Consider the following 11,510-nt stretch of genomic DNA (forward strand, 5'->3'; position numbering starts at 1 on the left):
CGCTGCGCGGCTCAGGCCGCCGGGAAAAGCCGGAACAGTATCCGGGAAATAGTGCCAATCCCACGGCACCGGCAGACCTGCCAGTTCCCAGTGGCCCGAGGGCGTGTCTTTGCCGGGCGAATGCTCGCGCGCGCAGCCCCACAGCCCATTGGGTTTCGCGTTCAATCCGGGGGTTGCGTCCCCAGACGCCAGTCGCGCAGCCGCACCCAAACCCAGCGCATCGAGGGTCGGCAGGATCAAAGGGCCCGAGCGCCCGTCTTCGGCCCGCCCTAAGGCACAGGCCTGCGCGATATGGGCCAGCGTATTTGCCCCACTATCCGGGACGTCGCCATTGAAAAAACGATCGGCATCAGGCGCACCGCCTATTCCAACGGAGTCCATGACGACGAGAAATGCACGGCTCATACGCTGATCCTTTCGTGGATCAGATCCGGAAACGTCGGAGCCATATCGCTGATCTCAATCGCGCTCAGCACGGTTTCAGCTGCTCGGCGCGCGGCATCTTCCCGAGCAGCATGGATCACTGCAATCGGCGCGCCTTTTGACACGCGATCCCCAAGCCGAAGAACACTGGATATTCCGACGGCGGGGTCGATCTCATCACTTTCGACCTGACGGCCACCGCCCAGCGCAACCACGGCAAGACCCAGAGCTTCTCCGTCAACGGCCGAGATGAAGCCGTCCTGCGGGGCCGGAACCTCTTGGATGACATTCGCCTCAGGCAGGAAGCGGGCCCAGGTATCGACAAACTGAACCGGGCCACCAACCGCTGCCATCATACGCCCGAACCGTTCGGCAGCGCGGCCGTCACGGATGGTTTCAAAGATCTTCTCACGCCCTTCCTCAACCGTTCCGCACATTCCTGCATCGGTCAGCAGGACCCCCCCCAGCTCGGCGGAAATGTCTGCCAAAGGGGACGCATTCGACGTGGTCAGCACCTTCATCACTTCCGCGATTTCCAAGGCATTCCCCAACGCCGGGGCCAATGGTTGGTTCATATCCGTGATCACCGCCGACGTGCGGCAGCCTGCTGCGTTTGCTGTCTCGGTCAATGCGGTGGCCAATTTGCGGGCATCTTCCATCGTTTTCATGAAAGCACCGCTGCCGGTTTTGACATCCAGAACCAGCGCGTCCGGGCTGGCGGCCAGTTTTTTGGACAGGATCGACGCCGTGATCAGATCCAGGCTCTCGACCGTCGCGGTCACATCCCGCACCGCATAAAGGCGCTTGTCTGCCGGCGCGATCTGGCCGGTCGCCCCGACGATGGCCGCGCCGGTATCGCGTAAAATCTGCGCAAGGCGGTCTTGCCCGATCTGAGTGCTGACTCCCGGTATCGCCTCTAGCTTGTCCAGCGTTCCGCCGGTATGCCCAAGACCCCGGCCCGAGATCATTGGGACATACGCCCCACATTCCGCCAGCGCCGGAGCAAGAACCAGACTGACGCTATCCCCGACCCCTCCGGTCGAGTGCTTGTCGATCACCGGCCCGTCCACGTCCCACGTCAGAACGTCACCGCTGTCGCGCATCGCAATCGTCAGATCCGCACGCCCCCGAGGGCCCAATCCGCCCATGCAGACAGCCATGGCGAATGCCCCGGCCTGCGCGTCGCTGACGCTTCCATCCGCAAGCCCCTGCGCAAACCAGGTCAGCTCCTCGCGACCGGGCACCTCCTGCCTGCGCAGTTTTGCTATGATCGAGCGGGCATCCATGCGTTCAGACATCCTCCATATGAGACGCGTCGAATGCGCCCGGCAACAAATCCCCGATGGTTGTCTTAAATTCAGCACCGTCCACGGTTGCCAGAGTAACCTTAACGTCGCGCTTGCCAAACTCGGCCAGTTTCTGGCGACACCCACCGCAAGGCGGCACAGGCTGAGGGCTGGAGGCGACCACATAGACCTCGGTCAGTTCCTGCTCACCTGCGGCGACCATCGCGGCAATTGCGCCGGCCTCGGCACAAGTGCCTTCGGGATAGGCCACGTTTTCAACGTTGCACCCGGAAAAGATCTGACCCGTCGAAGTCCGAAGCGCTGCGCCAACCTTGAAATTCGAATAAGGCGCATAGGCGTTTTCGCGGACTGACAAGGCAGCGTCTTTGAGCGACATGGCGATTCCCCGTTTTTTGATCATCTGGTCAGAAATTTGGATCGTTACGTAAAAAGGCCGAGGAATTGAAGCCCCCAGCCAGTGTTTTTCAGTCAGCCCAGTGTTGTCGTGAACGTACCGGGCAAGGTTACTTCCAGCAACTCGATGTTGTCCGAGGGCGAGGACAAGCGCGTGCGCATCCCGGGCGGGATGACAAAGGCATCTCCTTGCTCCAGCCGGTAGGGCTCGCGCCCCTCGCCTTCCAGTGTTACCGCCCCGTCCATCACGAAGGTAAAGTGAATGTCCGTATCGTGACTGGCCCATTCGGTATCGCCCTGCCCTTTGCGTACGACCTGGACGCCAGCGACCCCTTTGGTGTTCTCGGCAATTGTCGTATCGCGGCAGATGTAACCTGGAAGACGGAATGGCACCCATTCAGCATCCTTGGCCTGGTTGTAGACAAAGCGCTGCCCCTGCCATTCACGGTCCGGGCGAAAATGCGGCGTGGGAAGCTGCATATCATGGTCGATTTCCGTGACATGTTCCGCTGGCACACCTATCTCGATGACCTGAACATTGTCTGACGCCTCGAGCACGCGGTGACGAATTTCCGGCGGCTGGATAAAGCAATCCCCTGCGGTCAGGCGCATTTTCTCTCCCTGATCCTCGTAGACGACATCCACCCAGCCATGAATGCAGAATATCAGCTGGAACCCGACTTTGTGAAAATGCACCATATCGGGCACCGGGCCCCCGTCCGGGATGCGGATATGGCTGGCGATGATCGATCCACCCAGACGATCCGGCACCAGATCGCGATAGTGCATCCCCGCCCGACCGATGATCCATGGCGCCTGATCCTTGAGCCTGCGCACCACAAAGGAATGAACTGTTTCAGGCATCACCAGCGGCGGATTACGCTCTTCGATTTCGATCCGGGTCCCATTCGGCGCGACAAGAACGCGTTGGCCATCTGCAAAGCTTTCCGGGTCATCTGTCAGGATGCGCAATGTTCCCGGAGCTTCGGGCGCGTCTTTTTCAATCCGCAGCCGCAGACCGTGCCCCGAAAACACTGCGACGCGCGGATCGTCCGCGGGATAGATCATGTCCATCTGCATCCCCAACACCTTGGTATAAAAGGGGATGTCGTTTCGAATTTCCTGGGTAGGCAACCGGAATTCAGCTTGGGTCCGGGAAGGCACGTATGTCTTTGTCATGAGATGTCTCGTCAGAATTCGATTTTGACCATCCGATCAGAACAGAGGCCAAAATGCCAATCGAAAAGAACATCTCGAGCGTTTCTTCCATCACAAAAAGGCGCGTCTTCACAACTGACGACAAAGCTTGGCCGTGCAGACCGGTGAATTCTTCAAGAAGCTGAGCGATGACGGCAAGACAGCCGGCCGCAATGAACACGATCAGAAAAGACGCGCGCTGTTTGACAGCACACCATCCCGTCGGGATCCCATGCCAGATGACACCGCCCAGAACAACGCAGGCCAGAACGACCCTGACCAGAGTGACGTCCAGCACCACATCCAGACCGTCAAGGATCAGGAACGGCAAACTGCCTTCAGGATAAACGTCTGCTTCCAGCTCACGCTCGGCCAACAACAGGAATGCCAACCCGATATACAGCCGGGTGACACCTGGATATCGCCACAAAGCCGCCACACCTGCTGCAAACAAACACGCGGCGGAAATTGTTTCAAACAACCCGCCTTCCTGGTTGAGAACCAGTGCCTGTTCTGGCCAGATGCCAACAGCACCAAGAAGCACAACACCTGACAGCACCGCAAACCAAAGGGTTCGCCGCACAACTCCGGTATCCGACACAGAACCGGAGAACAGGCCATCGACCTGATCATTTGCCTTGAAAGTCATTACTGCTTCGTCTTGCCTGAGTGTTTGTTCGATTCGCAAAGTTGCCTAGATGTAAGAAAAATATGTCAAAATTCAACCCATTTCGGGTGTGCAACTGCGCCACGTCGGCAAAATTACGCAACGTAGCCAAGCTTGGACGAATAGTTTAATGTTAAATCAAATTCTAAGAGGGAACTGAAACTTCAATGTCTGACACCCCCAGCCTGCGACAGGCCGCGCTTGACTATCACGCCCATCCGAAACCCGGAAAACTTGAGATCAAGGCCACGAAACCGATGGCCAACGGTCGCGATCTGGCGCGCGCCTATTCGCCCGGCGTGGCCGAGGCCAGCCTTGAAATCAAAGCCGACGCCGCAAACGCGGAAAAGTACACGGCGCGCGGCAACCTTGTCGCCGTGGTATCCAACGGCACCGCGGTTCTTGGTCTGGGCAATATCGGGGCGCTGGCCTCGAAACCAGTGATGGAGGGCAAAGCCGTCCTGTTCAAAAAATTCGCTGGTATTGACTGTTTTGATATCGAAGTAGACCAGCCTGATCCGGAAAAGCTGGCGGATATCGTCTGCGCACTGGAACCGACATTCGGGGCCATCAACCTGGAAGACATCAAGGCACCGGATTGTTTCATTGTCGAAAAGCTGTGCCGCGAGCGCATGAACATTCCTGTTTTCCACGACGATCAGCACGGAACCGCCATTGTCGTCGGGGCCGCGGCCAAGAACGCTTTGCATGTGGCGGGGAAATCCTTTGCGGACATCAAAGTCGTATCAACCGGCGGCGGGGCTGCTGGGATTGCCTGCCTGAACATGCTGGTGAAACTGGGCGTGAAACAGGAAAACATCTGGCTGTGCGATATTCACGGGCTCGTCTACGAGGGGCGCGCCGAGGATATGAACCCGCACAAGTCGCAGTTTGCGCAGAAAACGGAATTGCGGACTCTGGATAATGTAATCGGCGATGCGGATCTGTTTCTGGGCCTGAGTGGCCCAAATGTCCTGAAGCCTGAAATGGTTCAGAAAATGGCCGATCGTCCGATCATCTTCGCACTGGCCAACCCAACGCCAGAAATTCTGCCTCAGGCCGCGCGTGAGGTTGCACCGGACGCGATCATCGCCACGGGGCGCAGCGATTTTCCCAATCAGGTCAACAACGTATTGTGCTTTCCGTTTATCTTCCGGGGCGCTCTGGATGTGGGCGCGACCGAGATCAATGACGCAATGCAGATCGCCTGCGTTGACGGCATTGCGGAAATGGCCCGCGCGACGACAAGCGCCGAGGCGGCAGCCGCCTACAAGGGCGAGCAACTGACCTTTGGGCCGGATTACCTGATTCCGAAACCTTTTGATCCGCGTTTGGTGGGTGTCGTCTCGTCTTCCGTTGCCAAGGCAGCCATGGAAAGCGGCGTCGCAAAGCGCCCCATCAAGGATCTTGAGGCCTATAAGGAAAAACTCAACCAGTCTGTTTTCAAGTCGGCGCTTTTGATGCGCCCCGTATTCGAGGCCGCGGCCGTCGCATCCCGTCGCATCGTATTTGCCGAAGGCGAAGATGAAAGGGTGCTGCGGGCTGCACAGGCCATTCTTGAGGAAACAACGGAAACACCGATCCTGATCGGACGCCCCGAAGTCATCGAATCCCGATGCGAAAAACTGGGCCTGACCATTCGCCCGGGCACAGACTGCCAGATCGTGAACCCGGAAAACGATCCGCGTTATTACGATTACTGGAACTCGTATCATCAGATCATGCAGCGCCGAGGTGTGACACCGGATCTGGCCAAGGCGATCATGCGCACAAATACAACCGCCATCGGCGCGATCATGGTGCATCGGGGCGAGGCTGACAGCCTGATCTGCGGCACGTTCGGCGAGTATCGCTGGCATCTGAATTATGTTGAACAGGTGCTTGACGATGGAAACCTGCGTCCGCACGGCGCGTTGTCGCTGATGATTTTGGAAGACGGCCCCCTGTTCATCGCCGATACGCATGTCCGGCAATTGCCGACACCCGAAGAACTGGCGGAATCCACCATTGGCGCCGCGCGGCATGTTCGCCGATTTGGGATCGAACCCAAGATCGCATTCTGTTCGCAATCACAATTCGGCAATCAGGCAGAAGGATCGGGAAAGCGCCTGCGCGCTGCATTGGACATCCTGGACCAGAAACCGCGCGACTTTGTCTATGAAGGCGAAATGAACCTGGATGCGGCCCTTGATGCGGATCTTCGGGCACGGATTTTTCCGGGTTCTCGCCTACAGGGCGCGGCAAACGTGCTGATCTTTGCTCATGCGGATGCGGCCAGCGGTGTGCGCAATATCCTGAAAATGAAAGCGGACGGTATCGAAGTTGGCCCCATTCTGATGGGGATGGGCAACAAGGCGCACATCGTCACCCCGTCCATTACCGCACGCGGTTTGCTGAACATGGCTGCCATCGCGGGGACACCGGTGGCGCATTACGGCTAAGCCGTCCGCCCCACGCCCTGCACCGCATCCCCCATAGGGGTGCGGTTAACACAATTCTCACCTTTTGACTGCTATATGTGGTTGCTTCTCCTTGGTAGCCATGGGGCACACGAAAGAATGGTGAATTGGCTTTGCGCCGAGTCGCCTCGGACGTGATCTTTTGCACAGTCGAATTTGCAAGTTTGCAAAATGGCCTTTTTGGCGCAGAAAATCCAATGCTGGAAAAGATGTTTGCAAAAATTTGCAAGCTGTTGCGCGAATTACTGCAAATATTTTGCGATAAACTGACGCGTCGTCATTTGACGCGCTTGCCCGATAGTTTTCTGGGTCCTAACACAAAGACCAAGTCGTTGTGAGGAGGACGAGATGGCGTATCAGGACGTTTATGACAGTTGGAAGAAAGACCCCGAGGCGTTCTGGATGGACGCCGCCAAGGGGATCGATTGGGTCAAAGAACCCAGCAAAGCTCTGTTCGACGACAACGCGCCTTTGTATGAATGGTTCAGCGACGCACGGGTCAATACCTGCTGGAACGCCGTGGACCGCCACGTGGAAAACGGGCGCGGAGAGCAGACAGCCATCATCTATGACAGCCCGATCACCCATACCAAGCGCGAGATTTCCTATGTCGAGCTGCGCAACCGCGTGGCCAATCTTGCCGGCGCGCTGCGGGCGAAAGGTATCGAGAAAGGTGACCGCGTCATCATCTACATGCCGATGATCCCCGAGGCGCTTGAGGCGATGCTGGCCTGCGCACGTCTGGGCGCTGTGCATTCCGTTGTGTTCGGCGGATTTGCCAGCAACGAACTGGCGGTCCGTATCGACGACGCCAAACCCAAAGCCGTCATTGCAGCGTCCTGCGGTATGGAACCTGGCCGGGTCGTACACTACAAGCCGCTTCTGGACGGTGCCATCGAACTTGCCAAGCACAAGCCGGATTTCTGCGTCATCTTTCAGCGCGAACAGGAAGTTGCGCAGCTGATCGAAGGGCGCGACTACAACTGGCACGGGTTCCAGTACGGTGTCGAACCGGCGGAATGTGTTCCCGTCGACGGCAATGATCCGGCCTACATCCTGTACACATCGGGCACCACGGGGGCACCCAAGGGTGTCGTGCGTCCCACTGCCGGACATCTGGTGGCACTGAACTGGACCATGAAGAACATCTATGACGTTGATCCCGGTGATGTATTCTGGGCGGCCTCCGATGTGGGTTGGGTCGTTGGACATTCCTATATCTGCTATGCCCCCCTGATCCACGGCAACACGACGATTGTGTTCGAAGGCAAACCGGTCGGCACCCCTGATGCGGGAACCTTCTGGCGCGTGATCTCGGAACACAAGGTTAAAAGCTTCTTCACCGCCCCTACGGCGATCCGTGCCGTGAAACGAGAAGACCCCAAAGGCGAATTGATCGCCAAGTACGATCTGTCTCATCTGCGGGCACTGTATCTTGCGGGGGAACGGGCTGACCCCGACACCATCATCTGGGCGCAGGATGCGCTGAAGGTTCCGGTGATCGACCATTGGTGGCAGACCGAAACCGGATGGGCCATCGCAGGAAATCCGCTGGGTATCGAAGAGCTTCCGATTAAGCTGGGTTCGCCCGCGAAACCGATGCCCGGCTATGATGTGCAAATTCTCGACGAAGGCGGCCACCCAATGAAAGCCGGCGAACTGGGGGCCATCGCGGTCAAACTGCCATTGCCTCCGGGCACCCTGCCGACCTTGTGGAACGCCGAAGAACGGTTCCGGAAGTCATATCTGGAGCATTTCCCCGGGTATTATGAAACCGGCGATGCCGGCATGATCGACGAGGACGGATATCTTTACATTATGGCCCGCACCGATGATGTCATCAACGTCGCGGGTCACCGCCTGTCGACCGGGGGGATGGAGGAAGTGCTTGCCGCTCACCCGGACGTCGCGGAATGCGCGGTGATCGGCGTATCGGATCAGCTTAAAGGTCAGATGCCCGTTGGGTTCCTGTGCCTGAATGCCGGCGCTGATCGGGATCATGGCGACGTGGTTCAGGAGGTCGTCAAGATGGTGCGGGAAAAGATCGGCCCGGTGGCGGCCTTTAAACTGGCCGTCGTCGTCGACAGGTTGCCCAAGACACGTTCGGGTAAAATTCTGCGAGGTACGATGGTGTCGATTGCAGACGGTCAGGATTACAAAATGCCTGCAACGATCGATGATCCAGCCATTCTTGACGAGATCAAAGAGGCCTTGCAGACAATCGGTTACGCCAAGTAACCCGAGGGGCGGCATTAGCCGCCCATTATTTGTCTTCTCTTGCAACCGGAAGCAGCCCCTCTACTGTCACGTTAAGACAGTGAGGACCCATGACACAAACCGATATCTGGCGTCTCAGCGCCACAGACCTGACCACCCTGACAAGACGCGGCGACCTGAGTGCAACCGAGGCGGTTCGGGCCTCGATCGAGCGAATGGATGAGGTCAACCCCGGTTTGAATGCGGTGGTGGAAGACCTGCGCGAGCAAGCGTTGGAACGTGCCGAAGCGCTGGACAATGCGCGGGCTGGCGGCAAACCCACGGGTCCGCTGCATGGCGTGCCGGTCACGATCAAGGTGAACGTTGACCAAAAAGGCCATGCCACAACCAACGGTGTCGTCGCATTGAAAGATGTGATTGCACCGGATGACGCCCCGGTTGTGAGCAATCTGCTAAAGGCAGGGGCTGTTGTTGTCGGGCGAACCAACACGCCCGAGTTCTCTTTCCGCGCCGACACGGACAATCCGCTTTATGGGCGTACGCACAACCCCTGGGGGCGGCATATCTCGCCCGGCGGCTCTTCCGGTGGGGCTGGCGTCGCGGTCATGGCCGGAATCGGCGCGCTGGCCCACGGCAACGATATCGGCGGCAGCCTGCGCTTTCCCGCGGCGGCCAACGGAGCCGTGACCGTGAAACCCGGGCTGGGGCGTGTCCCGGCGTGGAACCCAAGCCAGAAAGTCGAACGCGGTTTGCTGGCGCAGTCGATGTCAGTTCAGGGTCTGATAACCCGGTCGGCTGCTGACCTGCATCTGTCCATGCCCAGCCTGATCGCCGCCGACGCGCGTGACCCGTTTCACGTGCCGATGCCCTGGCGTGGTCCTGATCCCGACACGCCCATCAAGGTAGCCTTCACCAAGAACACATTCGGCTATGCCCTGCACCCCGAGGTGGAAAAAGCGCTCGACACGGCACGGGACGCACTGACCGATGCGGGTTATGTGGTGCAAGAGATTGACCCGCCTGATGTATTTGAATGCGGTCGGATCGGTTACCGTACGCTGATGGGCGAAGTGCTCACGCTCATGAAGTCAGATATCGAAGCGGCCGGTTCGAAAACCATTCAGAACATCTTTGCGGTCTATTTCCAGGAATTCCCGCCTATTGTCGAAACCGAGATGGTTCAGATGCTGGCCAAACGAAGCCACTATGCGCGGGAATGGTCCCTGTTTTTACAAGACTACCCTTTGGTGCTGTCGCCTTTCCTGCCACAGCCGTTCTTCAAACCTGACCGGGACACCGAAGGCGCCGACGGAGTGCATGAGGTTCTGGGGTGCGCCGTTTATTCCTATGCGATGAACTTTCTGGGCCTGCCTGCGGCATGTGTCCCGGCCCGGCTGGCTGAATTGCCAAAGGGCCCACAGCCGATCAATGTTCAGATTGCAGCACAGCGCTGGCGCGAAGATCTGGCGGTGGATGCGGCCTCGGCAATCGAGGCACGCGTGGGCCAAATGTGCCTGCCGCTTTGGGAGAAGTCAGAGTTGCAGGGCGGCTGCAAAAAATAGACCCCGGGACATTGTACCCGGGGTCCGACTGCTAAAATAAGCCCGGATTTCTGATGACGAGCGTAGCACCACCCACCCTCGCCAGCGCAAAATCTGCGCAATCATTCGAATACGCCGTTCAGGTGGCCACTCACTCCCACCTTGGCGTGTTCTCCGGGCAATTTCACATTAGCCAATCGTTAAGTGAATTCCTGTGAACTGCTTCACATAGGCGTGAGAAAAAATTCGGAGATGGCCGATTTTACGTGAATTGTTCGGATATTAGACGTTCTTCCAACCCATGGCCGGGGTCGAAAAGGATACGGTGCGCAATGGCTGGTTCCGACCTGATCTCGACCCAGTCTATATCCGGGAAAGAAACGGAATCAGCAGCCACGATGACGGGTCGCTTGTCAGCTTCGACCACATCGAACCTGACTTTCGCCATTTTCGGCAACAAGGCACCGCGCCACCGCCGTGGGCGAAACGCCGCGATGGGTGTCAGGGCCAGAACGTCAGCGCCAATCGGAACAATCGGCCCATGCGCGGAATAGTTATAGGCGGTCGATCCCGCAGGAGTGGCAAGTAATGCCCCGTCACAGACCAATTCGGCCATGCGCACCCGGTCGTCTACGCTGATCTTGAGCCTTGCTGCCTGAGGACCGGCGCGTAGCAATGACACTTCGTTGATCGCCAAGGCTTGGTGCAGTTTTCCTGATTGGTCCATCGCCTGCATGGCCAACGGGTTGATAACCTCTTCTTCGGCATCCTCCAACCGCGCCATCAGATCGTCTTCGTGATACTCATTCATCAGAAAGCCGATCGTGCCGCGATTCATCCCGTAAACCGGAGTATCGAGATGCTGCACATTGTACAAAGTGTGCAACATGAAGCCATCACCCCCAAGAGCAACCACAACATCTGCGTCGCGGGGCGCCACATTACCGTGTTTGGACACCAGAATATCCCGGGCCGTTTGCGCCACTTTGACCTCACTGGCAAGAAAGGCGATTCTTTTTTTCATGTTTTCCGGTTTCCGGTGCTGCACATTTGGTTCCGAAACAAACATACCTTTCCCCGATAGGCCAGTCTTGACGCCGCAGCGGGCCAAATCGTCGCTTTAAGCCTTTTGCGAATGTGGCGTTTCCGATAGGAAATCCGCAAGATTTTTACCCAGCCATGTGGAGCGCCCATGAACGCCAATCTTCGTGATACCGGATTTTTCACCCAGTCCCTTTCTGATCGTGATCCCGAGCTTTTTGGCTCGATCACGTCGGAACTGGGTCGTCAGCGCGACGAGATCGAG

General features: G+C 57.9%; 8 protein-coding genes and 1 pseudogene. 3 read left to right on the plus strand and 6 right to left on the minus strand.

From position 1 onward, the window contains the following. From ACR0FB_RS20465 to ACR0FB_RS20485, 5 genes and pseudogenes are all read right to left on the minus strand, one after another. Positions 1 to 405: pseudogene (locus tag ACR0FB_RS20465) on the minus strand (phosphopentomutase); the annotation flags it as partial. Then, positions 402 to 1,709 (minus strand): thymidine phosphorylase, encoded by a 1,308-nt coding sequence (locus tag ACR0FB_RS20470; protein ID WP_210092785.1) that lies wholly within the window; start codon positions 1,707 to 1,709, stop codon positions 402 to 404. The gene ACR0FB_RS20470 and the pseudogene ACR0FB_RS20465, both read right to left, overlap by 4 nt. A 4-nt stretch (positions 1,710 to 1,713) precedes the next feature. Next, positions 1,714 to 2,130 (minus strand): cytidine deaminase, encoded by a 417-nt coding sequence (locus tag ACR0FB_RS20475; RefSeq protein ID WP_171723615.1) that lies wholly within the window; start codon positions 2,128 to 2,130, stop codon positions 1,714 to 1,716. Positions 2,131 to 2,198: 68 nt separating this feature from the next. Further along, a complete protein-coding gene (locus ACR0FB_RS20480; protein ID WP_171633728.1) occupies positions 2,199 to 3,302 on the minus strand; it encodes a cupin domain-containing protein in 1,104 nt (367 codons plus the stop codon). Continuing rightward, on the minus strand, positions 3,265 to 3,969 hold the full coding sequence (locus tag ACR0FB_RS20485) for a hypothetical protein (protein WP_480621754.1): 705 nt from the start codon (positions 3,967 to 3,969) through the stop codon (positions 3,265 to 3,267). Before ACR0FB_RS20485 ends, ACR0FB_RS20480 begins: the two co-directional genes overlap by 38 nt. A 185-nt stretch (positions 3,970 to 4,154) precedes the next feature. On the opposite strand from ACR0FB_RS20485, the gene ACR0FB_RS20490 reads away from it, so the two are divergent. From ACR0FB_RS20490 to ACR0FB_RS20500, 3 genes are all read left to right on the plus strand, one after another. Beyond that, entirely contained in the window at positions 4,155 to 6,428 is a 2,274-nt protein-coding gene (locus ACR0FB_RS20490; protein WP_480621755.1) for an NADP-dependent malic enzyme, read from the plus strand. A gap of 366 nt (positions 6,429 to 6,794) precedes the next feature. Continuing rightward, a complete protein-coding gene (gene prpE / locus ACR0FB_RS20495; protein WP_171633735.1) occupies positions 6,795 to 8,684 on the plus strand; it encodes a propionate-CoA ligase PrpE in 1,890 nt (629 codons plus the stop codon). 89 nt (positions 8,685 to 8,773) lie between these two features. After that, positions 8,774 to 10,225 carry an amidase family protein gene (locus tag ACR0FB_RS20500; RefSeq protein ID WP_480621756.1) on the plus strand — a complete coding sequence of 484 codons (1,452 nt, stop codon included), beginning with the start codon at positions 8,774 to 8,776 and terminating at the stop codon, positions 10,223 to 10,225. A gap of 241 nt (positions 10,226 to 10,466) precedes the next feature. Here ACR0FB_RS20500 and ACR0FB_RS20505 read toward each other — a convergent pair whose 3' ends face one another. Next, positions 10,467 to 11,228 (minus strand): NAD kinase, encoded by a 762-nt coding sequence (locus ACR0FB_RS20505; RefSeq protein ID WP_245217987.1) that lies wholly within the window; start codon positions 11,226 to 11,228, stop codon positions 10,467 to 10,469. Positions 11,229 to 11,510 lie beyond the last annotated feature (282 nt).

It is taken from the genome of Ruegeria sp. P10, assembly GCF_056534925.1.

Bases quoted from the DNA above. Each gene is read 5' to 3' on its own strand.
- ACR0FB_RS20470 (WP_210092785.1), bottom strand. From the start codon at position 1,709: ATGGATGCCCGCTCGATCATAGCAAAACTGCGCAGGCAGGAGGTGCCC.
- ACR0FB_RS20475 (WP_171723615.1), bottom strand. From the start codon at position 2,130: ATGATCAAAAAACGGGGAATCGCCATGTCGCTCAAAGACGCTGCCTTG.
- ACR0FB_RS20480 (WP_171633728.1), bottom strand. From the start codon at position 3,302: ATGACAAAGACATACGTGCCTTCCCGGACCCAAGCTGAATTCCGGTTG.
- ACR0FB_RS20485 (WP_480621754.1), bottom strand. From the start codon at position 3,969: ATGACTTTCAAGGCAAATGATCAGGTCGATGGCCTGTTCTCCGGTTCT.
- ACR0FB_RS20490 (WP_480621755.1), top strand. From the start codon at position 4,155: ATGTCTGACACCCCCAGCCTGCGACAGGCCGCGCTTGACTATCACGCC.
- prpE (WP_171633735.1), top strand. From the start codon at position 6,795: ATGGCGTATCAGGACGTTTATGACAGTTGGAAGAAAGACCCCGAGGCG.
- ACR0FB_RS20500 (WP_480621756.1), top strand. From the start codon at position 8,774: ATGACACAAACCGATATCTGGCGTCTCAGCGCCACAGACCTGACCACC.
- ACR0FB_RS20505 (WP_245217987.1), bottom strand. From the start codon at position 11,228: ATGAAAAAAAGAATCGCCTTTCTTGCCAGTGAGGTCAAAGTGGCGCAA.